General features: G+C 68.5%; 22 protein-coding genes and 1 pseudogene. 13 read left to right on the top strand and 10 right to left on the bottom strand.

The window, feature by feature from the left end:
• Positions 1–40 precede the first annotated feature (40 nt).
• Entirely contained in the window at positions 41–1,321 is a 1,281-nt protein-coding gene (locus tag LTT66_RS02135; RefSeq protein ID WP_233063455.1) for an adenosylmethionine--8-amino-7-oxononanoate transaminase, read from the top strand.
• A gap of 4 nt (positions 1,322–1,325) precedes the next feature.
• Here the strand turns inward: LTT66_RS02135 and LTT66_RS02130 are convergent, their stop codons facing one another.
• The gene (locus tag LTT66_RS02130) at positions 1,326–1,697 is read right to left on the bottom strand and encodes a cupin domain-containing protein (protein ID WP_181720142.1); all 372 of its coding nucleotides are present in this window, start codon (positions 1,695–1,697) and stop codon (positions 1,326–1,328) included.
• Positions 1,698–1,756: 59 nt separating this feature from the next.
• Between LTT66_RS02130 and LTT66_RS02125 the strand changes: the two genes are divergently transcribed.
• Positions 1,757–2,239 (top strand): MarR family winged helix-turn-helix transcriptional regulator, encoded by a 483-nt coding sequence (locus tag LTT66_RS02125; protein ID WP_233063454.1) that lies wholly within the window; start codon positions 1,757–1,759, stop codon positions 2,237–2,239.
• Here the strand turns inward: LTT66_RS02125 and LTT66_RS02120 are convergent.
• The gene (locus tag LTT66_RS02120; RefSeq protein WP_233063453.1) at positions 2,226–2,552 is read right to left on the bottom strand and encodes a hypothetical protein; all 327 of its coding nucleotides are present in this window, start codon (positions 2,550–2,552) and stop codon (positions 2,226–2,228) included. The two genes, LTT66_RS02125 and LTT66_RS02120, sit on opposite strands and share 14 nt — an antisense overlap.
• Positions 2,553–2,679: 127 nt before the next feature.
• Here LTT66_RS02120 and LTT66_RS02115 point away from each other — a divergent pair, with 127 nt between their 5' ends.
• Positions 2,680–3,828, top strand: coding sequence for an 8-amino-7-oxononanoate synthase (locus tag LTT66_RS02115; protein ID WP_233063452.1), 1,149 nt, complete (start codon positions 2,680–2,682; stop codon positions 3,826–3,828).
• Positions 3,825–4,505, top strand: a complete 681-nt coding sequence (gene bioD, locus LTT66_RS02110; protein ID WP_233063451.1) for a dethiobiotin synthase — start codon at positions 3,825–3,827, stop codon at positions 4,503–4,505. Before LTT66_RS02115 ends, bioD begins: the two co-directional genes overlap by 4 nt.
• Positions 4,506–4,978: 473 nt before the next feature.
• Here bioD and LTT66_RS02105 read toward each other — a convergent pair.
• From LTT66_RS02105 to LTT66_RS02080, 6 genes and pseudogenes are all read right to left on the bottom strand, one after another.
• A pseudogene (locus LTT66_RS02105) lies at positions 4,979–5,345 on the bottom strand (IS701 family transposase); the annotation flags it as partial.
• 57 nt (positions 5,346–5,402) lie between these two features.
• The gene (locus LTT66_RS02100) at positions 5,403–7,436 is read right to left on the bottom strand and encodes an oxidoreductase (RefSeq protein ID WP_408638731.1); all 2,034 of its coding nucleotides are present in this window, start codon (positions 7,434–7,436) and stop codon (positions 5,403–5,405) included.
• Positions 7,437–7,643: 207 nt separating this feature from the next.
• Entirely contained in the window at positions 7,644–8,210 is a 567-nt protein-coding gene (locus LTT66_RS02095; RefSeq protein ID WP_233063450.1) for a PadR family transcriptional regulator, read from the bottom strand.
• Positions 8,211–8,580: 370 nt separating this feature from the next.
• Entirely contained in the window at positions 8,581–10,692 is a 2,112-nt protein-coding gene (locus LTT66_RS02090) for a 3-hydroxyacyl-CoA dehydrogenase NAD-binding domain-containing protein (protein WP_233063449.1), read from the bottom strand.
• Between the two features lie 4 nt (positions 10,693–10,696).
• Positions 10,697–11,905: a thiolase family protein gene (locus tag LTT66_RS02085; RefSeq protein WP_233063448.1), complete on the bottom strand. Its 1,209-nt coding sequence runs from the start codon at positions 11,903–11,905 to the stop codon at positions 10,697–10,699.
• 89 nt (positions 11,906–11,994) lie between these two features.
• The gene (locus LTT66_RS02080; protein ID WP_233063447.1) at positions 11,995–13,830 is read right to left on the bottom strand and encodes an acyl-CoA dehydrogenase; all 1,836 of its coding nucleotides are present in this window, start codon (positions 13,828–13,830) and stop codon (positions 11,995–11,997) included.
• A 481-nt stretch (positions 13,831–14,311) separates the two neighbouring features.
• Between LTT66_RS02080 and LTT66_RS02075 the strand changes: the two genes are divergently transcribed.
• The 6 genes from LTT66_RS02075 (at position 14,312) to LTT66_RS02050 (ending at position 21,263) form a co-directional block, all read left to right on the top strand.
• A complete protein-coding gene (locus LTT66_RS02075; protein ID WP_233063446.1) occupies positions 14,312–15,475 on the top strand; it encodes an alpha/beta fold hydrolase in 1,164 nt (387 codons plus the stop codon).
• A gap of 64 nt (positions 15,476–15,539) precedes the next feature.
• Complete coding sequence (locus LTT66_RS02070; protein ID WP_233063445.1) at positions 15,540–16,631, top strand: ABC transporter substrate-binding protein; 1,092 nt, start codon at positions 15,540–15,542, stop codon at positions 16,629–16,631.
• Positions 16,631–17,494: an ABC transporter permease gene (locus LTT66_RS02065; protein WP_233063443.1), complete on the top strand. Its 864-nt coding sequence runs from the start codon at positions 16,631–16,633 to the stop codon at positions 17,492–17,494. Before LTT66_RS02070 ends, LTT66_RS02065 begins: the two co-directional genes overlap by 1 nt.
• Positions 17,470–18,222: an ABC transporter ATP-binding protein gene (locus tag LTT66_RS02060; RefSeq protein WP_233063442.1), complete on the top strand. Its 753-nt coding sequence runs from the start codon at positions 17,470–17,472 to the stop codon at positions 18,220–18,222. Before LTT66_RS02065 ends, LTT66_RS02060 begins: the two co-directional genes overlap by 25 nt.
• Positions 18,219–19,568, top strand: coding sequence for an LLM class flavin-dependent oxidoreductase (locus LTT66_RS02055; RefSeq protein WP_233063441.1), 1,350 nt, complete (start codon positions 18,219–18,221; stop codon positions 19,566–19,568). Before LTT66_RS02060 ends, LTT66_RS02055 begins: the two co-directional genes overlap by 4 nt.
• Before the next feature lie 495 nt (positions 19,569–20,063).
• Positions 20,064–21,263 carry an MFS transporter gene (locus LTT66_RS02050; protein WP_233063440.1) on the top strand — a complete coding sequence of 400 codons (1,200 nt, stop codon included), beginning with the start codon at positions 20,064–20,066 and terminating at the stop codon, positions 21,261–21,263.
• Between the two features lie 121 nt (positions 21,264–21,384).
• Here the strand turns inward: LTT66_RS02050 and LTT66_RS02045 are convergent, their stop codons facing one another.
• Together LTT66_RS02045 and LTT66_RS02040 are read right to left on the bottom strand one after the other, a co-directional pair.
• On the bottom strand, positions 21,385–21,702 hold the full coding sequence (locus LTT66_RS02045; protein ID WP_233063439.1) for a hypothetical protein: 318 nt from the start codon (positions 21,700–21,702) through the stop codon (positions 21,385–21,387).
• Between the two features lie 120 nt (positions 21,703–21,822).
• On the bottom strand, positions 21,823–22,407 hold the full coding sequence (locus tag LTT66_RS02040) for a TetR/AcrR family transcriptional regulator C-terminal domain-containing protein (RefSeq protein ID WP_233063438.1): 585 nt from the start codon (positions 22,405–22,407) through the stop codon (positions 21,823–21,825).
• A 103-nt stretch (positions 22,408–22,510) separates the two neighbouring features.
• Between LTT66_RS02040 and bioB the strand changes: the two genes are divergently transcribed.
• The 3 genes from bioB to LTT66_RS02025 are packed head-to-tail and all read left to right on the top strand — an operon-like array spanning position 22,511 to position 24,438.
• Entirely contained in the window at positions 22,511–23,524 is a 1,014-nt protein-coding gene (bioB, locus tag LTT66_RS02035; RefSeq protein ID WP_043689484.1) for a biotin synthase BioB, read from the top strand.
• A 33-nt stretch (positions 23,525–23,557) separates the two neighbouring features.
• Positions 23,558–23,785 (top strand): biotin synthase auxiliary protein BsaP, encoded by a 228-nt coding sequence (bsaP, locus tag LTT66_RS02030; protein WP_233063437.1) that lies wholly within the window; start codon positions 23,558–23,560, stop codon positions 23,783–23,785.
• Positions 23,785–24,438 carry a DUF2567 domain-containing protein gene (locus LTT66_RS02025; protein ID WP_233063436.1) on the top strand — a complete coding sequence of 218 codons (654 nt, stop codon included), beginning with the start codon at positions 23,785–23,787 and terminating at the stop codon, positions 24,436–24,438. The genes bsaP and LTT66_RS02025 overlap by 1 nt, the downstream gene beginning before the upstream one ends.
• Positions 24,439–24,440 lie beyond the last annotated feature (2 nt).

The raw sequence follows: 24,440 nt of genomic DNA, 5'->3' as shown, positions 1-24,440 counted from the left end.
AGCCGCCCCGGCGGGCCGGGGCCGTGACGCGAGGATTCCTGTGGCACTGACCCCCGACGAGATCACCGCCCTCGACGCCGAACACGTCTGGCATCCCTACGGCGGCTTTCCCGCGACGACCGAACCGCTGGTGGTGGCCGCCGCCGCGGGGACAAGGCTCACCCTGGCCGACGGGCGCGAGCTCGTCGACGGCATGAGTTCCTGGTGGGCGGCCATCCACGGTTACCGGCATCCGGTGCTCGACGCCGCGCTCGTCGCCCAGTCGCGGCGCATGAGTCACGTGATGTTCGGCGGGCTCACCCACGAGCCCGCGGCCCGGCTGGCCGAACTACTGGTCGAATCGACACCCGCCGGACTGGACAAGGTGTTCCTGTGCGACTCCGGCTCGGTGTCGGTCGAGGTCGCGGTGAAGATGTGTTTGCAGTACTGGCGTTCGCTGGGCAAGCCGCAGAAGCGTCGATTGCTCACCTGGCGCGGCGGATATCACGGCGACACCTTCACACCGATGAGCGTGTGCGACCCGGAGGGCGGCATGCACTCGCTGTGGACCGACATCCTGGCACGCCAGGTGTTCGCGCCGGTGCCACCGAGCGAGTATCTGCCGGAGTACGTGGCGCAACTCGAGCACCTGTTCGCCGCGCACGCGGGCGAACTCGCGGCGGTCGTCGTGGAACCGGTCGTGCAGGGCGCGGGCGGGATGCGCTGGCACCACCCCGGTTATCTGACCGACCTGCGCAGGCTGTGCGACGAACACGGCGTGCTGCTGGTCTTCGACGAGATCGCGACCGGATTCGGCCGCACCGGAACGCTTTTCGCGGCCGAGCACGCCGGGATGAGCCCGGATGTGATGTGCGTCGGCAAAGCGCTGACCGGCGGTTATCTCACGCTCGCCGCCGCGCTGTGCACCGCGCGGATCGCCGAGACGATCAGCGCGGCGCACGGCGGGCTCATGCACGGGCCCACCTTCATGGGCAATCCGCTGGCCTGCGCGGTCGCCGTCGCGTCCATCGAGCTGCTGCGCTCGCGGGACTGGCGCGGCGAAGTGGCCCGCATCGAGGCGGAATTGACGGCGGGTCTCGATGCGGTGCGCGGTCTGCCCGGCGTGGTCGAGGCGCGGGTGCTCGGCGCGATCGGTGTGATCGAGCTGGACCGTCCGGTCGACATGCGCGCCGCGACCGAGGCGGCGGTCGCGGCCGGGGTGTGGCTGCGTCCGTTCCGCAACCTGGTGTACGCCATGCCGCCGTTCATCAGCACGTCCGGCGACATCGCGACGATCACCGCGGGTATGCGCGCTGCGGTGGCCGCGCAGACCGGTGGCTGACCGGTCAGGCGATCCACGGCGGGACGATGGTGCCGTCGCTGTCGGGCCTTCCGGCCCGGGCGCCCGCCGGTGCGGTCACGATGGCGGTGAAGCCGCCTGCGGTGCTCACCTGCCGCAGGACGTTCGGCGGCAGGATCACGGTATCCCCTTCGGCGGCACTGAGTTCCGCGCCGTCGATGGCGACGTCGATCCGCCCGGCGAGGACGGTCCAGATCTGTTCGGTGTCGATGAAGTGCAGCGGACCGGTGGTGTCCGCGGGCACGTCGACCCGCCACAGCGCGAGCTGCGAGCCGCCCTGGGTGGGCGAGGCGAGCGTGGTCATGACACCGCCGGGGGTCTCGGTGCGCCGGGTGTCGGAGTGTCGGATGACGGTCATGGGGTTACCACCTAAGATAGACAACATGGTTGTCCATATAGTCAACGAGGTTGTCCATCATGTCAAGTGACGCGGGCGGATACGAGTTGCCGATGCGCATGCTGCTCGGCTTCCGCGCCGTGGTCGATGAGGTGCACGCCGAACTGGCCGAGCACGGTCACGCCGAGTTGCGCCCCCTGCACGGCTTCGTCTTCCAGGCGGTCGGCCGCTGCGGTGGTCCCTACGGCTGCACGGCCGCCGACCTCGGGCGCGCGCTCGGCGTCTCGAAACAGGCCGCGGGCAAGCACATCGAGGCATTGGAGCGGCTGGGCTACCTGCGGCGTGGGCAGGATCCGACCGACGCGCGGCGCAAGGTCTACACGCTCACCGGCCGCGCCGAGGATGTGCTGACCCGATCGGCGCGCGCTTTCGACCGAATCCACGCTCGCTGGGCGGATCTGCTCGGTGCGGACCGGCTCGCCGAGTTGGAGCGCGATCTGCGCGTGCTGACGCCGGGCGAGGTGTTCCGGCTCGATACGCCGAATTGGTTCAACGGTCCGTGAGCCGGCCGGGTGCGCCGCGGGTGTCGGAATTCCCCGGACGGTCGCTGTCGGACACCATCTCCCACACTCGGAAGATGCAGTGGTAATCGTCCGACCAGCCGCGCACCATCAGCAGGTAGGTATCGCCGTCGCGCAGGACGATGCGGCGTCCGCGCAGCTTGGGGTGCTCGGGGGTGTAGGTGGGCAGTACGCCGGCCAGCTTCGCCAGTGCCTGGGCGCGCGTGCCGACCACTTCCGCGAGAATTCGGGGTGACCAGCGCTTTTGATCGCCCGAGCCCGTAGTTTCCTCGACGACTATCGCCCACCGCGGCATCCGGCCGTATTCCTCCCCGGTGAAGCTTCGTCACCGCAGGCCGGTGACATCACCAACGATGGGCTCAACGGTACCAGCGGGCCGGCGGGTGGGTGCATTGAACGGTGTTCAAGTATGCTGCGGAGCTGTGACTACCGATCCGTTGAGCTGGTTGGACGAGCGCGCCACCGCGCGGGTGGCCGCGGGACTGCGCCGTGAGCTACGCCCGCGCGCCGCGCAGTCTCCGTCGATCGACCTCGCCTCCAACGACTATCTCGGTCTGGTCCGCCACCCCGAGGTGATCGAGGGCGCGATCGAGGCGGTGCGCCGCTGGGGTGCGGGGTCGACCGGGTCGCGCCTGGTCACCGGCACCACCGCCGAGCACGAACTGCTGGAAGCCGAGCTGGCCGAATTCGTCGGCGCCGAAGCCGGACTGGTGTTCGCCTCCGGGTACGCGGCCAATCTCGGCGCGGTCACCGCCCTCGCCGGGCGCGGCTCGCTCGTGGTCTCCGACGCGGGCAGTCACGCGTCGCTGGTGGACGCGTGCCGGTTGTCCCGCGCCCGGGTGGAGATCGCGCCGCACCGCGACGTCGCGGCGGTGGACCGGCTGCTGTCGGAGCGCGCCGAGGAACGTGCGCTGGTGCTGACCGATTCGGTGTTCAGCGCCGACGGCGATCTCGCGCCGCTGACCGAACTGCACCGGGTGACCAGGGCCAACGGGGCGGTGCTCGTGGTGGACGAGGCGCACGGGCTCGGCGTGCGCGGCGCGGGCGGCCGCGGGCTGGTGCACGAGTCGGGCCTCGCCGGGGCGCCGGATCTGGTGGTCACCGCGACATTGTCGAAATCGCTTGCCGCGCAGGGGGGTGTGGTGCTGGCCAGTGCGCGGGTGCGCGCCCACCTGATCGACGCGGCGCGCACGTTCATCTTCGACACCGGTCTCGCGCCCGCCGCGGTCGGCGCCGCGCGGGCCGCGTTGCGCCTGCTGCGCTGCGAACCCGAGCTGGCCGGGCGGGTGCTCGAACGCGCCGCCGACATCGCCCGGCTCGCCGGTGTGCCCGCGCCGGATTCGGCGGTGGTGTCGGTGGTGCTCGGTCCGGCGCAGGTGGCCTTCGACGCGGCCCAGGCGTGCCGGGCGCGCGGGCTGGACGTGGGCTGCTTCCGTCCGCCGACGGTCCCGGAGGGCACCTCGCGCCTGCGGTTGACCGCGCGGGCGAACCTCACCGCGGCCGAACTCGACTCCATCGCAACGGTGTTGGGTGAGGTTCTGGCCGAGGCGCGAGGCGCGGTGCCCGCATGACCGTCCTGCTGATCACCGGAACCTCCACCGACGTCGGCAAGACCGTCGTCACCGCCGCCGTGGCCGCCGTGGCGCTGGCCGAGGGGCGCTCGGTGGCGGTGTGCAAACCGGGCCAGACCGGTGTGGCGGTCGGCGAACCCGGTGACCTCGCGGCGGCACAGCGCCTGTCCGGCGTCACCCGGACGCTCGAACTCGCCCGCTACCCGGACCCGCTGGCGCCCGACACCGCCGCGCGCCGAGCCGGCCTGCCGGAGCTGACGCTCGCCGAAACCGCCGCCGCCGTCGACTCGCTGGCCGACGCCGATCTCGTGCTGGTCGAGGGCGCGGGCGGATTGCTGGTGCGCCTGGGCGATTTCACCCTGCTCGACCTCGCCCAGAAACTCGGCGCGCCCGTCCTGGTGGTCACCGCCGCCGGGCTGGGAACTCTCAACCACACGGAATTGACCACCCGCACACTGCAATCCGCCGGGGTGCGGTGCACGGGCCTGGTGATCGGGTCCTGGCCCGCCGAACCGGACCTGGCCGCCGAGTGCAACCGCACCGATCTGCCCCGCGTCACCGGCGTCGACCTGGTGGGCTCGGTGCCGGAAGGCGCGGGCGGCTGGGACCGGGCGCGGTTCACCGCCGCCGCCCCGGGCTGGTTCGACCCGGCTTGGTCACCCTTGCGCTGTCAGTGACACCTACCACGGTCGGTTCATTCGGCTGGTCCCGCACGAGCGGGTGGTGCGGATCCTCGAGTTCGAGACCGGCGAGCCCGCGTCGGCTGGCGAGTAAACCATCACCTCCACCCTTCCCGACGCCGAGGCCGGCGCCGATGTCGACGCGGTGCACGACGGGCCGCCGGACGCGATCGCGCCCGAAGACAACGAACCTGGCCTGCGGATCTCGCTGGGCGAACTCACGGCCATGGCCTAGTGCTGCAACGGCAGTCAGGTGAGTGGGTGTCCGCGTCGTCGGTAGTGGGATAGGCGGGCTTGGTGTTGTCGGCGGCGTCGCCAGTTCGACCATGCCCAGACGCGGTGGGCGCAGCGGAGGGCGGGTAGGAGCAGGGCGGTGGTGAGGCGTCGGGTCTCCGGTAGCGTGAGTGCGATCATGTCTTGATCGCTGTCGCTGTTTCCCCTTTTGCGGCAATCGCTTTCGTTCCGGCGAGCTAGGACAGGGCGAGCATCGACCGGGTGATGTGGGCATACCAGGCCCGTCAGCTGCGGACCTGGTAGTGGTCCAGGTCGGCTTCGTTCTCGGCTTGCTGGAAGCAATCCTCAATCCGTCACCGAGCCCCAGCGATCCACGCCAGATCAGCGATCGTGGACCGGCGCGGCCCGTAACAGACCTGGTAGGCGATCTGGGCAGGGGCGCAGACACTGCGCCGGGCCAGCACCCAGTGCCCTCGCCAGGGCTTCCAGCCGATGCGGATCGGGACTTTCGCCCAGTCGTAGTCGCGGGGTCCGTGCGCCGGCACCGGCCGAGATCCGCTGCCGGGCTCGGGCCGGGAGCGCGGCAACGAGCTCGTCGGCGCGGGCCTGGCCGAAACCAGTCGTCGCCGAGCGCGACTTAGCGGAGTGGTTTCTTCTCGTTCATAATTGCGCCGCGAGGCGGGTGCCTTGGTCGATGGCGCGTTTGGCGTCGAGTTCTGCTGCCACGTCCGCACCGCCGATGAGATGGGCTGGGATGCCGCGCGATGTCAGTTCGTCGTACAGCCCTCGGTTGGGCTCCTGCCCAGTACACAGGATGACGTTGTCGACGTCGAGGACATGCTTTTCGCCATCCAGGATGTAGTGCAGACCTTCGTCGTCGATCCGGTGGTATACAGCGCCGGCGACCATCGAGACACCCCGGTGCTTCAGCTCGGTTCGGTGGATCCAGCCGGTGGTCTTGCCCAGGCCGGCACCGACCTTGGTGGTCTTGCGTTGCAGCAGTGTCACGGTGCGGCGGGACGGCTGTCGCCGAGGGGTGTCCAGGCCGCCCGGGTTGGTGTGCTCGCTGTCGACGCCCCAGGTGGTGAGGAAGGTGGCGATGTCGTGGCTGGCATTGTCGCCCGGATCGGTCAGGAACTCGGCGACGTCGAAGCCGATGCCGCCCGCGCCGAGGATAGCCACACGATCACCCACGTGCGCCTTGTCGCGCAGGACGGCCAGGTAATCCAGCACCTTGGGATGGCCAACGCCAGGCAGGTCAGGGACACGCGCGGTAACACCGGTGGCGACGACGACCTCGTCGAACCCCGCCAGGCCGTCGGCGTCCACTCGGGCTCCCAACCGGACTTCGACGCCGGTGCTCGCGAGCTGATGGCGAAAGTAGCGCAACGTTTCGTCGAACTCCTGCTTGCCCGGCACTTTCCGCGCCACATTGAGCTGGCCCCCGATCTCCTCGGCGGCATCGAACAGCGTCACGCGGTGGCCGCGCTCGGCGGCGTTGACCGCGAACGCCAAGCCTGCCGGGCCCGCGCCGACCACAGCGAGTTGTTTGACGTAGCTGGTCCGCGTGAGCACCAGTTCGGTTTCATGGCATGCGCGGGGGTTGACCAAACAGGAGGTGATCTTCAGGGAGAAGGTGTGATCCAGGCACGCCTGGTTGCAGCCGATGCAGGTGTTGATCGACTCCGGGGCCCCGGCCGCGGCCTTGCCGACGAACGCGGGGTCCGCGAGCAACGGCCGGGCCAACGACACCATGTCGGCATACCCTTCGGCCAGCAGGTGTTCGGCCTTCTCGGGGGTGTTGATGCGGTTGCTCGCGACCAAGGGCACCGACACCTTTCCCATCAGTTTCTTGGTGACCCACGCATAGGCACCGCGCGGCACGGAGGTGGCGATGGTAGGGATGCGTGCCTCATGCCAGCCGATGCCGGTGTTGATGATGGAGGCGCCAGCCGCCTCGATTTCCTCGGCCAGCGTGACGACCTCGTCGAAGGTTGAACCGTCCGGAATGAGGTCGAGCATCGAGAGGCGATAGACGATGATGAAGTCCGTGCCGACAGCTTCGCGGACAAGGCGAACGATCTCGACCGGAAAGCGCATGCGGTTCTCGTAGGGGCCGCCCCATTCGTCGGTCCGCTTGTTGGTGCGCGCGGCGATGAACTCGTTGATCAGGTAGCCTTCCGAGCCCATGATCTCGACGCCGTCGTATCCGGCGGCCTTGGCCAGGCTCGCGCAGTGAACGTAGTCGGCGATGGTTTGCTCGACTTGCGCGGCGGTGAGTTCATGGGGGATGTGCGGGCTGATCGGTGCCTGAATTGCACTGGGCGCGACCAGGTTCGGGTGGTAGGCATAGCGGCCGAAGTGCAGGATCTGCATCGCGATCTTGCCGCCTTCGGCGTGGACTGCATCGGTGACAACTCGGTGGCTGGCGGCCTCGGCCGGTGTGGTGAGCATGGCACCGCCCGGGTATGGCCGACCTTCCTCGTTGGGAGAAATACCGCCGGTGACGATCAGGCCGACCCCACCGCGTGCGCGCTCGGCGTAGAACGCAGCCATCCGGTCGAAACCGTTGGGCGCCTCTTCCAGACCCACGTGCATGGACCCCATGAGCACGCGGTTGCGCAGGATGGTGAATCCCAGGTCGAGAGGCTGCAGCAAATTCGGATACGCCACAAAGTTCATCATCGACTCCATTAGGCAATTATTTGACTACTCAAAGTTATACGGTCGCCTCGCCCGATGTCCAGCTGTGACATCATGCGTGGCAAGGACTGGGGCATGACCGATTCGTAATCGGTGGCAGCCGGAAACTTGCCCCGAGACAGGGACGGCGTCAGTTCGACCGCAGGATTACACTGCGGTCGACATCGAGAGCCGGACGCTCCGGTGTCGGTGAAACCGTCAGGATGTGGCCGAGGCCGTCCGTCGTTCGATGATGCCGATGGCGAACTTGGCCCATCGAATGTTCTCTTGCTCGAAGGAGATGCCGCGCAACAGCGTGAGGTATGGACCGACACGCTTGGCCTCGGCCAGATATGCCTGTTCGCTGCGACCGTCGAGCCAACGCATACGAAGGCGTTCGTAGCGGGCCAATTTCGCGGCCGACCATTCACCGAATTCGATCACTGCGGCATGGACGACCGGGCTGTCCTCGTCGGTCATGCCTTGAACCTTGACCAGCAGTTCGTCGCGGATCGCGGCCGGCTTGGCAGGCTGGGCGATATAGTGCCGCAGCGTCTCGCGGCCGGCCTCGGTGATGGAGTGCAGCCGTTTGTTGGGACGGCGCTCCTGCTGCACCACACGGGTTTCGATCAACCCTTCGGTGGACATCCGCTCGAGTTCACGGTAGAGCTGCTGAGGAGTCGCCATCCAGAAATTGGCCATCGAGACGTCGAAGCCCTTCGCCAGCTCATAACCGGAAGCTTCGCCATCGAGCAGAGCGGCCAGCACCGCGTCCCGTAGCGCCATCAGCCTACCGTAACATCATTGCGATTAATCACTTAATTGCCCTACCAAGACATCCTGCGCGGGACTCGGCTCACCTCTCGCTTCGGAATGCCTGGCTGGGCCCGATGCCGGTAGAAAGATCTCCTCGTTCGCCAGCCAGCGCGCCGCACGCAGGCAGCAGCGGTGCCCGCCCTGTCACCCATGCCGCAGCTTCAGTGGCCGCCGAGGCGAAACGGGCCAGTGACCGCGAGCGGGCTCGGCATGCTCATCACCTCCATCCACAACATTCGACGAATGCCTGACGGCTGAGTCCGTGCCTGTTGTTGCGAGCAAGGAGTTGATCGACTTGCTGCCGACATGCCGGTCCCGTGCAGCACGATTCATTGGCGAACTACCGGCTGACGCTGGCCACGCCGGCCGCGAGAAAACGGGCGCCGTTGACCGCCTCGGCGGTGCCGGTGCGGTCCAGGTATGGGGTGATCCCACCGTTCCAGAACCCGAAGCCACCACCGAGGATCAGGCACAGATCGATGTCCTCCGGGGCCGCGACGACGCCCTCCTCGAGCATGATCCGAATCTCCTCGGCGATCGCCCGCCTGGTCCGCTCGAGCACCTGTCCGGCGCTCGACGGGGTATCGGCTTGCGGCCACAGCGCGGCGACCTCCGGATCGATGGCTTGCTTGCCGTCGAGGTAGGTCCACACGCCGGGTTTGCCGGCTTGGACGAGTGCCTGCAGGCCCGGAGAGCTGGCGTAGCGGTCCGGGTATGCGCAGTGGAGGGTCTCCCCGGTGTGCAGCGCAATGGCCGGTCCGACAAGCGCGAGCAGCGCGAACGGCGACATGGGCATGCCCAGCGCTTCGACGGCGTTGTCTGCTACCTCGAATGGAGTGCCCTCGTCCACGGCGGCTACGAGTTCGCCCAGGGTGCGAGTGATGAGTCGGTTGAAGACGAATCCCGGAAGGTCGGCGCACAGCACGGCGGACTTCTTCAGCGCCGTGGCGAGGGCGAACGCCGTCGCGAGGGTCGCGTCGTCGGTCTGCGCGCCTCGGATGATCTCGAGTAGCGGCAGCACTGCGACGGGGTTGAAGAAGTGAAAGCCTACGACGCGCTCGGGGTGCTTCAGGTCCGCAGCCATTGTGGTGATGGACAGCGACGATGTGTTCGTCGCCAGGACGGCCTGCGGCGAGACATACTGCTCGACCTCCGCGAACACCTGTTTCTTGACGTCCATGCTCTCGAAGACCGCCTCGATAACGAAATCGGTGTTCGCGAAGGCGGCCTTGTCCAGCGAGCCGGACACGAGACCCTTGAGACGGTTCGCGGCGTCGACGGACAGTCGGCCTTTGCCCCGCAGCTTGTCGATCTCGGTGTGCACGTAGGCCACACCCTTGTCTATGCGCTGCTGGTCGATATCGGTGATGACTACCGGGACCTGCAGTTGGCGCACGAACAGCAGGGCGAGCTGCGTGGCCATCAGGCCGGCACCGACGACGCCGACTCCGGTGACCTTGCGGGCCAGTGATTTCTCCGGTGCGCCTGCGGGGCGCTTAGCACGCTTGTTGACAAGGTCGAAGGCGTACAGCCCGGCCCGGAACTCATCGGATATCAGCAGGTCGGCGAGTGCCTCGTCTTCCGCGGCGAAGCCGCTCGACAGCGACTCGGGGTCGGTGATGTCGGTGTGGCGGGCCAGCTCGAGCAGGTCGACCGCGCGGGCCGCAGCGGGGGCGAATCCTCGTGTCTTGGCCGCGACGATCATCTTGGCGCGCTCGATCGCCGCATCCCAGCCGGCGCCGCGATCGATCTGCGGCCGAGTCGGAATGATCTGCCCTGAGAGGACCTTGGCGGCCCAGGCCAGCGACTGCTCGAGAAAATCAGCGGAGTCGAGCACAGCGTCGGCGAGGCCGAGCTGGGCGGCTTGCCGGGCGCGGATGACCTTCCCGTTGTTCAACGGGTTTTCCAGGATCAAGGTGACCGCGCCCTCTGGACCGATCACATTCGGCAGCAACTGTGTGCCGCCCCAGCCGGGGATCAGTCCGAGCATGGTCTCGGGCAGGCCCAGGGCGGGCACATTGTCGGCATAGGTCCGATAGTGGCAGTGCAGGCCGACCTCGAGACCGCCGCCGAGAGCCAAGCCGTTGACAAAGGCGAATGTCGGCACCGTCGAATCGCGCAGGCGGCGCAGCACGCTGTGGCCGAGTCGGCCCAGCTCCACGCCCTGCTCCCGTGTGGTGATCGCGGGCACACCCTTGAGATCGGCGCCGGCGGCGAAGATGAAGGGTTTGCCGGTGACTGCGACGGCGGCGGGCTCGGCGGCGAACGCCTCATCCAGCGCCTCGTCGAACGCGAGTAGACCGGCGGGTCCGAAGGAATTCGGTTTGATGTGATCGAGCCCGTTGTCGAGTGTGATCAGCGCGACGGGGCCGTCGATGCCGGGAACGGTGATGATCTTGGTGTAGGCGTTGGTGACGACTTCGTCAGCGAACACGGAAGTAATGTCGCTCATGATGTCAGTTCGTTCCCTCGTAGTTCGGGTTCTCCCAGATCACGGTGCCGCCCATGCCGAGACCGACGCACATGGTGCTCAGGCCGTAACGCACCTCGGGATGCTGGGCGAACTGGCGCGAGAGCTGGGTCATCAAGCGCACACCGGACGAGGCGAGGGGGTGGCCGCAGGCGATCGCACCGCCCCACTGGTTGACCCGCGGGTCGTGGTCGTCGATACCGAAGTGCTCGAGGAAGGCCAGTACCTGCACAGCGAAGGCCTCGTTGATCTCGAACAGGCCGATGTCGTCGATGCTCAGGCCGGTACGGGTGAGGACCTTCTCGGTCGCCGGCACCGGACCGATGCCCATGACGGCCGGGTCGACTCCTTGGAAAGCGAAGCCGACCATCCGCATCCCGATCTGCAGGCCGAACTCGCGGGCGGTGTCCTCATCGGCGAGGATGCACGCCGTCGCGCCGTCGTTGAGACCGGCGGCGTTTCCGGCCGTGATGCGACCGGCGGGCCGGAACGGGGTCTTGAGTTCGGCGAGGTGCTCGAGCGTGGTGCCGGGCCGCGGCGGCTCGTCCTCGATGGCCAGACCCCAACCGTGCGCCGACCGAGTAGCCACGGGCACAAGGGTTTCGGCGATCCAGCCCGCCTTCTTCGCGGCATCGTACTTGTTTTGGCTCGCGACCGCGTAGGTGTCGGTGCGGGCCTTGGTGATGTCCGGAAAACGGTCGTGCAGATTCTCGGCGGTGTTGCCCATGACCAAGGCGCTGGGATCGACGAGCCGGTCGGTCAAAAACCGCGGGTTCGGTTCAGCGCCCTCCCCCATCGGGTGACGGCCCATGTGCTCGACACCTCCGGCGATCACGACGTCGTACTGGCCGAAGCCGATGCCGGAGGCGGTGGTCGTGACTGCGGTCATCGCTCCGGCGCACATCCGATCGATCGCGAAGCCCGGCACGGTCTCGGGCAGCCCGGCCAGGATCGCGGATGTGCGGCCGATGGTCAGGCCCTGGTCACCGGTCTGCGTGGTCGCCGCGATGGCGACTTCGTCGATGCGAGCGGGGTCGAGTCCAGGGTTGCGGCGCAGCAGCTCTCGAATGGTCTTGACGACGAGGTCATCAGCACGGGTCTCGGCATAGATGCCGTTCGGGCTCGCCTTCCCGAACGGAGTACGCACGCCGTCGACGAAGACGACACTGCGTTGAATTGTGGTTGTTGAAGCCACGAGTTTCCTCCCGGCGGAGCGAAAACCTCGCCCCTTGAATGTGAGTGTGAAACCGTCAGGAGCCCGCGAGGGGCCGGATGTTCGGGTACTCAGAAAGCGCCGTCGGGCAAATCCATGAGTGTCCCGCTCACAGATGTCACCACTCGCCGTGCGGAGGACAGATCCGGCAGTACGGTCCTGCCGAAGAAGTCGGCTACAGCCACCTTGCCTTCGTAGAAGGCTCGATCCTCCTGGGATGGTTCGCCGGCGAGCGCGGCGAGCGCGATCTCGGCTTGTTCGAGCAATCGCCACCCGATCATCAGATCGCCGAATGCCAACAAGAACCGCACCGAGCCGAGCCCGATCTTGTACAGCTCACGCGGCTGTTCCTGGGCCGCCATGAGATAGCCGATGAGGCATTCGGTCATTGCTCGTACGTCGCCGAGTGCCGTGGCCAAAGCGACGCGCGCTTCGCTCAGGCGTGGGTCACCGTTGTCCCGTTGGAGGAAGTCCGAGATCTGGTCCTGCAGGTGCGCCAGAGCGGCGCCTTGGTCGCGGGCGATCTTGCGGAAGAAGAAGTCCAGTGACTGGATGGCGGTGGTGCCCTCGTACAGTGAGTCGATCTTCGAATCGCGGATGTACTGTTCGATCGGGTAGTCCTGCAGGTAGCCCGAGCCCCCGAAGGTCTGCAGCGAGTCGGTCAGATACTGATAGGCGCGCTCGGAGCCGACGCCCTTGACGATCGGCAGCAGCAGGTCGTTCACCCGGCGGGCGAGATCGGCATCCGCGCCGGAGACTTGCTCGGCGCTGACCGGATCCTGATGCGCGGCCGTATACAGGTAGACAGCGCGCAAACCCTCGGCGTAGGCCTTCTGCACCATCAGACTGCGACGAACATCGGGATGGCGAACGATTGCCACGCGCGGGGCGGTCTTGTCGGCCATTTGCGTCAGGTCAGGGCCTTGCACCCGGGTCTTAGCGTACTCGAGTGCGTTGAGGTAGCCGGTGGACAGAGTAGAGATTGCCTTCGTACCCACCTGCATCCGCGCGTTCTCGATCACTTTGAACATCTGGGCAATGCCGTTGTGTACGTCGCCGACCAACCAGCCTTCGGCGGGAATCCCGTGGCCGCCGAAGGTGAGTTCGCAGGTTGCCGACACCTTCAAACCCATCTTGTGCTCGACATTGGTGACGAACACTCCGTTTCGCTCGCCGAGTTCCCCAGTGTGCGGATCGAAATGGAACTTCGGCACGAAGAACAGGCTCAACCCCTTGGTGCCCGGCCCGGCACCCTCAGGACGTGCGAGAACGAGGTGGAATATGTTCTCCGCCAGATCGTCGGACTCGGCTCCGGTGATGAAGCGCTTGACACCTTCGATGTGCCAGCTGCCGTCGGCTTGTTCGATCGCCTTCGTGCGGCCGGCGCCGACATCGGACCCGGCATCGGGCTCGGTCAGCACCATCGTCCCGCCCCACCGGCGATCGACGGCGATCTTCGCCCAGCGTTTCTGCTCGTCATTGCCGACCCGGAACAGGACGTCGGCCATCACAGGCCCCAGCATGTAGAAGAAGACACCAGGGTTGGCGCCGAGCAGCAGTTCGTTGATCGCCCACGTCACCACCCACGGGGCGGCAGTGCCTCCCAGTTCCTCGGACATGCCGAGCAAAAACCACTCCGAGTCCTGCCAGGTCAACAACGACTTCTTGAAGCTGTCCGGCAGAGCGACCGAATGTGTTGCCGGATCGAAGACCGGCGGATTCCGGTCGGCATCGACGAACGAGGCGGCCACCGGACCTTCGGCCTGCCGCGCAGCTTCCGACAGCATCGAGCGGACGGTGGCGGAGTCCAAATCTCCGAAGTTTCCGGATCGCAGGATGGCGTCAAGGTCCATCACCTCGAACAGGTTGAACAGCAGGTCGCGGACATTGCTCTTGTAGTGACCCATGAAGACCTTTCATGACGCAGCACCGTGCTGGATCAGCAGACCACAGTGCATCTATGAATACTCAACAAAGTTACTATTAATCGTAGACACGATACGGGTGCAGTAGCAAGCGCCCACATTCCAGACCGGGCCAGTCGCTCACCGGCAATCTTCAGCCGCTCGTCCACGAGCGCACTTACTTCACCGCTGTCATGCACGATCTGCGATGGCCCGGGGTCGGCTAGTCACCGATGATGTCCTGATCCGCGAACCGCCTGAGCTATCTCATAGTCGTATCCGCGACTAGACATATAAACGACTATGCCGCCATCAGCGCGGACGACCTCGATCGACGTCGCTGGACTCAGCCGCTGAACCGATCGACTCGGTGCCGGGTACGGCGGTGTCGAGGTAGCCGGTTGGCGCGGGACATAGCGAGGCGGCACGCTGATCGGTAGCGGGGTGATGGCGACCATCTGCACCCGTGCCTACAGTGGGATGGATGCCGCCGATGGACGAGAGGCACCCGTCCACCGTCTCCGACTGGGACGACGCGCGACGCCGAACTCGGCTGCGGGACACGAGCCCGGGGCACGGGTGGGAGACGTTGCGCCGCACCAGGGTGACGCTGCTTCGGGTGGCCGCACTGCTGCTGGCCGGACTCGTGGTGTTCGCGCAGTACTTGAAGTACGACGTCGCGCCGGAACAGGCGCGGCTGGCGCGCACCGAGCCTGCCATCCTGCCCGTCGCCCCGCCGGTTGACCCGCAGAACTGGGACACCGTCGTGGTGGACCTGGTCGGGCTCGGAGGGCTCGACGCCAGTGACACCGCCGCCGCGCTGCCCGCACTGCGCAGGATGGGCATGGTGTGGGCGATCCGCTACGACAACCGAGGTCTCGACACGAAGGTGATCGCCGACCTCGTCGTCCGCGCCGCCGAGCTGTCCGGGCTGCGCAACGTCGTGCTCGTCGGGCACAGCATGGGCGGTGTGATCGCGCTGGAGGTCGCCGAGCACATCCACCGCGAGAGCGACCGGCGGTTGGTCGGGGTGATCCTGGACTGCACGCCGGTCGACCTGAACGCCGTGCGCCCCGAGAGCCGCGGCCGCGGTGAGGACATGCTGCGCTGGATGGGCTGGCTGCCCGGCGCCAGGGAGAGCCGCACGCTGCGGCTGGCCGTGGAGACCTACGCTCGCCGGGACCAGTTCCTCGATCGCGGCTACGGGCTGCCCGGTATCCGGCTCGGCAAGCTGGGCGCGGTGCTCGGGCAGGTGATGCGCGAGAAGATCGTCTCCCGCGATGCCGCGAGCAACGGTTTGATCGAGTCGCAATTCACCGCCATCGTGGCCGGTGGCGCGACGGACGATCTGCGCACCCTGGCCGAACCGGTGGCCGGGAAACCCCCGCCCGCCATCGTTTTCATCCGCCCGCGCGACGCGAGCGCCGATCGCGTGGTGGACGTCGAGCACTCCCATCGCGTGCTGATCGAGCGGTCCGGCGGAGTGGACGGCACGCTGCTGGTGGTGCTCGCGCGAAACACCGGGCACGCCAACCCGATGCAGCGCCCCCGGGAATACAACACGGTGATCGAGCAGCAGATCCTGCCGTTCGTGCAGCGCTATCAGGAGCAGGTCCGGTCGACCATGGTGGCCGCGCCGCCCCGCTGACGGGATTCGAACCAGGCTGAGACAAACCGTTCTCCGGCCGGTCCGGGCTTGCTGTAATTCGCCTATGTTCCGACCCAGCACGTTCCGGTCCGGCCGCCATGGCCGCACGACCGCCGCATTGCTCGCCGTGGCAACCGTTGCGACACTCGGACTCACCGGCTGCACGAAGGACGACGAGCCGGTCGGTCCCACTGCCGACGGACCACTGCCGACCGAGATCCCCGCAGGCACCACCCTGGTGGCCGCCGACCAGTCCGAGCGCTTGCAGTCCGTTCTGCGCTTCTCCGGTGAGCTCGACAAGCTCCCGTTCAAGGTGGAGTTCGCCAACTTCGTCGGCGGGCCCGCCATCCTCGAGGCGTTCCGCGCGGGCGCCGCCGACGTGGCCCAGGTCGGCGACGTCCCGCCGATCCACGCGCTGGTGGCCGGGCAGGACGTCCCCATCATCGCGTCCTATCAGACCAGCACCACCGCCCTGAAACTCGCGGTGGCGCCGGGCAGATCGGTGCCGAAGCTGGCGGATCTGAAGGGCAAGAAGATCGCCTACGCCGAGGGCACGGCCCAGCAGGCGGCCGTGCTGCGCGCCATCGACAAAGCCGGGCTCACCACCTCCGACGTGCAGCTGGTCCGGCTGCAACTGGCCGAGTTCCTCGACGCCGTGCGCACCGGCCAGGTCGACGTCGCGCCGCTGATCGAACCGAACGTCACCCGATTCCTGCGTACGCCGGGCACCTCGCTGGTCCCGGACGCCGAGACCGAGGGCATCTACGGCGGCCTCGCCTACCTGTACGCCCGCCGCGCCGTCGTGCGGGACCCGGCCAAGGCGGCCGCCACCCGCGCGCTGGTCGGTGCGTTCGTCCGGGCCTACCAGTGGGCCAACACCCACCCGGAGGAGTGGGCGCGCCGGTACTACGTGGAGAACCAGAAGGTCAGCGCCGACGACGCCAAGCGCATCGTGGAATCGCTGGGCACCTACGTGTTCCCGCATCTGGACCAGCAGCTCGTCGACCGTCAGCAGGCCACCATCGACGCCATCGCCGAAGCGGGTGAGCTGCCCGAGAAGGTGCGGGCGTCCAACGGCTTCGACCTGCGTTTCGACGCCGCGGTCACCGAGGCCGTCACCGCGAGCGGCGCGTCGTTCGAGCCGAAGGCACGCTGATGGCGACCCTGGACGCCGCGGTGCTGCGCCGCATCGGCCTCGGCCGTTCGGGAGCGGAGCCGGTACTGGCCGAGCGCAAACCGGCCCGGCCGCGCCTGGGGCCGGGCCGTCCGATCCCGTTCGGCATTGCGCTGGGGCCGACGCTGCTGATCGCCGCGTGGGTGGCCGGTTCCGCCTCGGGCACAGTGGATCCGGAAACCCTCCCCGCGCCCTGGACGGTCGCTGGAACCGCCGGTGACCTGCTCGCCGACGGCCGTTTGCAGAGCAACCTGCTGACCTCGGTGCAGCGCGCCGCGATCGGGCTCGGGCTCGGCGTCGCGATCGGCCTGGTGCTGGCGCTGCTGGCCGGGCTGAGCCGGCTCGGGGAAGCCCTGGTGGACGGGCCGATCCAGATCAAGCGCGCCATTCCCACGCTCGCGCTGATCCCGCTGTTCATCGTGTGGTTCGGCATCGGCGAGGAAATGAAGCTGCTGGTGATCACCACCAGCGTGGCCGTCCCGATCTACCTGAACACGCACGCGCACCTGCGCAGCGTGGACGCCAGATACGTGGAACTCGCGCAGACGGTGGGGCTGTCGCGGTGGGGGTTCGTCCGCCGGATCGCGCTGCCCGGATCGCTGCCCGGCTTCTTCACCGGCCTACGGCTGGCCGTCACCATCTCGTGGCTGGCGCTGGTCGTGGTGGAGCAGGTCAACGCCACCAGCGGCATCGGATACCTCATGACCCAGGCCCGTACCTACGGCCAGATCGACATCATCGTGGTCGGCCTGGTGATCTACGGCCTGCTCGGCCTGTTCGGCGACATCCTGGTGCGCGCCGCGGAAAGGAAGGCGCTGTCATGGCGACAGACACTCGGGGACTGAACGTCGTGCGCGCCCGGCGGCTGCGCCGCGGCTTCGGCGACCGGGTCGTGCTGCGCGACCTCGACCTCGACATCGCCCGCGGCGAATTCGTCGCGCTGCTCGGCCGCAGCGGTTCGGGCAAGAGCACGCTGCTGCGGGCACTGGCCGAATTGGACTACGACGTACCGGGTTCCGGTGAATTGAGCGTGCCCGCCGAGCGCTCCGTGGTGTTCCAGGACTCCCGGTTGCTGCCCTGGGTGCGGGTGCTGGAGAACGTGACCCTCGGCCTCGGCGGTGCGGACTCGGCCGGTCGCGGTCGCGCGGCGCTGGCCGAAGTCGGGCTCGCCGGACGGGAGAAAGCCTGGCCCAAGGAGCTGTCCGGCGGCGAGCAACAGCGCGTCGCCCTGGCGCGTTCGCTGGTCCGCGAGCCCGAACTGCTGCTGGCGGACGAGCCGTTCGGCGCGCTGGACGCGCTGACCAGGATCAAGATGCACGCGCTGCTGGAGGACCTGTGCGCGAAGCACCGGCCCGCCGTCCTGCTGGTGACCCACGATGTGGACGAAGCGGTGCTGCTCGCCGACCGCGTCCTGGTGCTCGACGACGGGCGCATCGCGGTGGACCAGCGCATCGATCTGGAACGTCCCCGCCACCATGGCGATCCCGCGTTCCTGCGGCACCGATCCCTGCTGCTGGCCAGCCTGGGTGTCGACGCCGCGGACGCGCCTACCGACGAGAAGAAAGCCTCATGACCGCACCGCGCCAACTCAGCCTCAACGCCTTCATCTATCCCTCCGGCCACCACGAAGCCGCCTGGCGGCATCCGTGGAGCAGCCCGGAGCGAATCTACGACGTCGCCTACTACCAGGAGATCGGCCGCACCGCCGAAGCCGCGAAGCTGGACGCGGTGTTCTTCGCCGACGGCCCCGCCCTGCGCACCGAGGTCGAGCACAACGCGGCCGCCGGCCTGGAGCCGATCACCCTGCTCACCGCGATCGCCACGGCGACGACGCATCTCGGCCTGATCGCCACCGCGTCGACCACCTACTACGAGCCCTACAACCTGGCCAGACTGTTCTCCACGCTGGACCACATCTCCGGCGGCCGGGCGGGCTGGAACATCGTCACCACCGGCACCGATCTCGCCGCGGCGAACTTCGGCCTGGACAAACACCCCGACCACGCCGAACGGTACGCGCGGGCGCGGGAATTCGTCGACGCCGTGATCGCGCTGTGGAACAGCTGGGAGGACGACGCGATCGTCCTGGACCGAGCTTCCGGCGTGTACGCCGACGCGGAGAAGATCCACCGGATCGACTTCGAAGGCGAGTACTTGCGGGTGCGCGGGCCGTTCAACGCGCCGCGCACCCCGCAGGGTCACCCGGTGCTCGTGCAGGCGGGCTCGTCGAACGACGGCCGGGCGTTCGCGGGCAAGTACGCCGAGGCGATCTTCACCGCGCATCAGCGGCTCAGCGACGCTCAGGCGTTCTACGCCGACATCAAGGGGCGCGCCCGCGGCTTCGGGCGCGACCCCGAGCACGTCAAGATCCTGCCCGGGATCAGCCCGTTCATCGCCGACACCGAGGCGGCGGCCAAGAAGCTCGAACGGGAGTTCAACGAACTCACCGTGCCGGAGTACGGGTTGACGCAACTCGAGAGCATCGTCGGCATCAGCCTGCGGCACCTGCCGCTGGACGAGCCGATTCCGGTCGAATTGTTCGACGCGGCAGGCGATGTCACCGACAACGGACAGAGCCGGTTGCAGGTGGTGGCGGGCATCGTGCAGCGGGAACGGCCGACCGTGCGTGGCCTGCTGCACCGTCTCGCCGGTGCGCGCGGGCACCGCGTGTTCGCCGGAACACCCGAGCAGGTCGCCGACACCATCGAGGAATGGTTCCGGGGCGGCGCCGCCGACGGCTTCAACGTGATGCCGCCGTACTACCCGGGCGGACTGGAGATCTTCGCCGAGACGGTCGTGCCGATCCTGCAGGAGCGCGGGCTGTTCCGCACCGAGTACACCGGCACCACGCTGCGTGACCACTTCGGCCTGCCCCGCCCCGACAGCCGCTTCGCCCAGCAGCCCGCGCTCACCCGGTGAGCGGCACCGCCGACACCGACTGTCCCAGCCGATCACCGGCGCACCGAGCCGGTCGACGACCGGCGAAGCCGGTGCGCACCACGGGCCGTACACGCGCCCGATGCGTGGTCGACCGGCGCCGCGTCCCGGATCACGCGGATGACCGGCTGCGGCGTGCCCGAATATCGCGGGTTGCTATGGGCTGTCGCCGAATCATGCAAGGGGCGGCCGCAAATGAAGTTGTGTGGGGGGCGGCGGTCACCGCGCGACGCCGTGCCGAGTGGCGGCGGGCTGCTGCCGTTGCGGTCGGTAGGCGCGGGTCGTCCTGCGGACGAGCTGACTCCGTTCGTTCCGGCGGCGCGGTCTTCGCCGGGATGGCGGACGGCGTTCGGCCTGCCGCCCCGACAGCGGCTTCGGCGGCAGGCGACCGGTCGGGGCAGCGCTCGGCGGGCGGCCTCGGGACGTTCCGGGCGGTTGCCGCCGATCGGCGGCGCGGCGGTGAACGAGTGATCCGCCGTGGTCGGTGAGATCGCGGGCCGGGTGCGGCTGCGGTCGCTGACCTGGACCGTTTTCGTGCCGATGGTGGTGTACGGCATCGGGTCCGGCGCGGCGGCGCCGATGTACGCGCTGCGCGCGCTGGACCTGGGCGCCTCGGCCGGACTGGCGGGGGTCATCGTCGCGCTGTCCGGGTTGGGCATGGTGCTCACCGACCTGCCCGCGGGACGGGTCGTCGCGAGCATCGGGGAACGCGGCGCGTTGGCGGTGGGTTCGGTGCTCGGGGCCGTCGGGGTGCTCGCGGCGATCGTCGCGCCGAATGTCGGTGTGCTCGCGCTGGGCATGCTGCTCAACGGCGCGGCGGGTGCGGTGTGGGGCCTGGCTCGCCAGTCCTACCTGGTGGCCGTGGTTCCCGTGGGTGATCTCGGGCGCGCGATGTCGACGCTGGCCGGTTCGATGCGGCTGGGCTTCTTCTGCGGACCGTTTCTCGGTGCGGCCGTGGTGCACTCGCTCGGACCGAACGGTGCGCTGTGGTTGCAACTGGTGACCACGGTGATTTCCGGCGCGGCCATGGCGGCGATCCGATCGCCCGACGGGTCGGGCGGGGTGGGCGCGCGGCATGCGCTGAGCGCGGTCGTGATCGAGCACCGCAGAACCCTCGGCACGCTCGGCCTGGCCGCGTTGCTGGTCGGCGCGGCACGGGCGGCGCGGCTGGCGCTGCTGCCGCTGTGGGCGGCGTCCATCGGGTTGAGCGCGTCGACCACCAGTCTGCTGTTCGGTGTAGCGGGAGCGGTGGACGTGCTGATGTCCTACCCGGCCGGAGTGTGGCTGGATCGGTACGGCAGGCGCGCTACCGGCGTGCCGTCGATGATCCTGTTCGCCCTCGGTTTCGGCGCGCTGCCGTTCACGTCCTCGGTGCTCGGTCTCGGCTGCGCCGCCGTGCTGCTGGGACTCGCCAACGGAGTGAGCAACGGGCTGATCATGACGGTCGGCGCCGATGTCGCACCCGACGGGCAGCGCGCGGAGTTCCTCGGCGCCTGGCGGCTCACCCACGACATCGGGATGTTCGCCGGTCCGGTGGCGGTCGGCGCGATCAGCGCCCTGACCGTGCTCGGCGGGGCGGCCGTCGCGCTCGCGCTCACCGCCGCCGCGGGCGCGTACGCGATGCACCGCTGGTTCCCCGGCGTTGTCCAGCCGCGGTCTCACGCGGAAACCGGGTAGGCGCTGCACCGGGTCATCGCGGCCGAAGCCAAGTGATCTCTTGCGTGACGGCGGGAGTCGGTGCGCGCCCTGTCCGCGGCACTTCGCAAATCGGCGGTGGTTCCACGGATGGGCGGCGGCTCTACGGATGGGCGGTGGTTCCACGGGTGGGCGGCGGCTCCGCAGACCGGCGGCGGCTCCGCAGACCGGCGGCAGCTCGCAGACCGGCGGCAGCTCGCAGACCGGCCGCAGCTACACAGACCGGCGGCAGTTCGCGGATCGGCGGCAGTTCGCGGATCGGCGGCAGTTCGCGGATCGGCGGCAGTTCGCGGATCGGCGGTAGATCGCGGATCGGCGGTAGATCGCGGATCGGCGGCAGCTCGCACACTGGCGGCACCTCGCAGACCGGCGGCACCTCGCAGACCGGCGGCACCTCGCAGACCGGCGGCAGCTCGCACACTGGCGGAAGCTCGCAGACCGGCCGCAGCTACACAGACCGGCGGCAGTTCGCGGATCGGCGGTAGATCGCGGATCGGCGGTAGATCGCGGATCGGCGGTAGATCGCGGATCGGCGGCAGGGTCAGCGGACGCGGGTGCCGAGCAGGTGGCGCACGCCCGCGACGAATAGTTGCAGGCCGAAGTCGAATCGGGCTGTGGCGTCGGGGGTTTCCGCCAGCGGCGACGCGTCGTCGGGCAGGGCGCCCACGGAGTCCATCTGCATCCTCGACTGCTCGTCCACGGTCTCGCCGAGGACGTAGTAGAGCAGGGTGAACGCCGTCAGTTCGGCCTCCTGGCGCGGCATGCCCGCGCGAATCACCGCGCTCACCAGACGTTCTCGGCCCTTGCTGGTGGTGAGCCGGGAAGCGTAGGTCGCCGAGACCAATTCGGCGCCGTCGCGATAGGCCAGCAGGCAGTCGCGCAGCCGGTGGGCCAGTTCGGTGATCTGCCCGGACCATTCCTCGGCCTCGATCGGGTCCTCCATGGGCGCGAGAATCTTGTCCGCAACCGCGCCGAGCAGTGCTTGCTTGTTGGGGAAGTGCCAGTACAACGCTCCGGGCTGGACCTGAAGCGAGCCGGCCAGTCTGCGCATGGTGAGGTCGGCCAGGCCGTATCGGTCCAGAATCGCGATGGCGCCGTCGACCACGTCCGCCCGGTGCAGCTGCACTCGATGTCCTTCCCGTCGTGCTTTGACTCACTCCTACCGCTACCCTAGCCTGAACACCGTTCAAGTTGCACGGCCACCTCGGCCGGACGAAGGGATTCGTGCAGTGACCCAGGCACCGGTAGACACCGGCATTCTGTCGATCGCCCGCGAGCAGGTGCTCGAGCGCGGAGAGGGGCTGAACCAGGAGCAGACCCTCGAGGTGCTACGCCTCGGTGACGACCGGCTGGAGGAGTTGCTCGCCCTGGCTCACGAGGTGCGCATGAAGTGGTGCGGGCCCGAAGTCGAGGTCGAGGGCATCATCAGCCTCAAAACCGGTGGCTGCCCCGAGGACTGCCACTTCTGCTCGCAGTCGGGCCTGTTCCAGTCCCCGGTGCGCGCCGCGTGGCTGGACATTCCGAGCCTGGTCGAGGCCGCCAAGCAGACCGCGAAGACCGGCGCCACCGAGTTCTGCATCGTGGCCGCCGTGCGCGGCCCGGACGAGCGCCTGATGGCGCAGGTGGCCGCGGGCGTCGAGGCGATCCGCAACGAGGTCGACATCCAGGTCGCCTGCTCGCTGGGCATGCTCACCCAGGAGCAGGTCGACCAACTGGCCGCCATGGGCGTGCACCGCTACAACCACAACCTGGAGACCTCCCGGTCCTACTTCCCGAACGTGGTCACCACGCACAGCTGGGAAGAGCGCTGGGACACCCTGCGCATGGTCCGCGAAGCGGGCATGGAGGTCTGCTGCGGCGGCATCCTCGGCATGGGCGAGACGTTGGAGCAGCGCGCCGAGTTCGCGGCGAACCTGGCCGAACTCGAACCCGACGAGGTTCCGCTGAACTTCCTCAACCCGCGGCCGGGCACCCCGTTCGGCGACCTCGAGGTGCTGCCCGCGTCCGACGCGTTGCGCGCCGTCGCCGCGTTCCGGCTCGCGCTGCCGCGCACCATGCTGCGCTTCGCGGGCGGCCGCGAGATCACCCTGGGCGATCTGGGCGCCAAACAGGGCATCCTGGGCGGGATCAACGCCGTCATCGTGGGCAACTACCTGACCACCCTCGGCCGTCCGGCCGAACAGGACCTGGATCTGCTCGGTGAGTTGAAGATGCCGATCAAGGCGCTCAACGAAACACTCTGACCCGACTCGGTTGCGACGAGGAGGCAGGCGAGCATGGGTACTGTCATGAACATGGACGAGCGCTACAACCCGTTCACCGGCAAGCGAATCGTGCCGGGCCTCGACGACGCGATCCCGGCCGCCGCCGCGCTGGGCCTGGAGCCGCCGCGCTTCTGCGAACAGTGCGGCCGCCGGATGATCGTGCAGGTGAGCCCGGACGGCTGGTGGGCGAAGTGCTCGCGGCACGGCGTCCTCGACTCGGCCGAACTGGAGCGCCGCTAGTGGCGGCGCCGTCCCGGGACGAGGTGCGAGCGGTGGCGCTGGCCACCGTCGCCGTGGTGGCGGTCAGCGCGATCGCGGGTGCCGGATGGGGCCTGCTGGCGCCGACCGAGCGGCTGCTGGTGGTCGAGCCTGGGCGCGGGGTCGCGTTGACCGGCGAGAGCGCGCATCAGTTCGACGCGCTGGCGTTGTTCGTACTCGCGGGTGCGGTGCTCGGTCTGCTCTCGGCGCTGGCCGTATGGCGGTGGCGTTCGGCGCGCGGGCCGCTGCTGCAACTCGGCTTGCTGGCCGGTTCCGGCGTGGGCGCGGTGGTGATGGCGCGCGTGGGGGAGCAGGTCGCCGAATGGCTGCATACGCGCCCGCACGACCCGCCGGTCGGGCAGATCGTCGCCTTGCCGATCGAGCTGGGCAGTTCGCTCGCGCTGATCGTGCAGCCGTTGATCGCCTCGTTCGTGATGCTGTTCCTCGCCGCGCTCAGTACTTCGGAGGATCTCGGCAGCGGCCGCCGCACCGCCCGGCGCGGGGAAGATGCCTTCGGTGCCCAGGGCGCTTTCCCGCCCTACGGTGCGGCTGCGAGCGGGGGAGAGCTGCCCTATCGTGGCTACGAGCCTGCCGCGGAAGGGTATTCGATGCCTGAGTACCGCCCACGGCGCTGACG

This window comes from Nocardia gipuzkoensis, assembly GCF_021183645.1.
GTDB lineage: Bacteria > Actinomycetota > Actinomycetes > Mycobacteriales > Mycobacteriaceae > Nocardia > Nocardia abscessus.
This window is presented reverse-complemented; position numbering and strand designations above follow the sequence as displayed.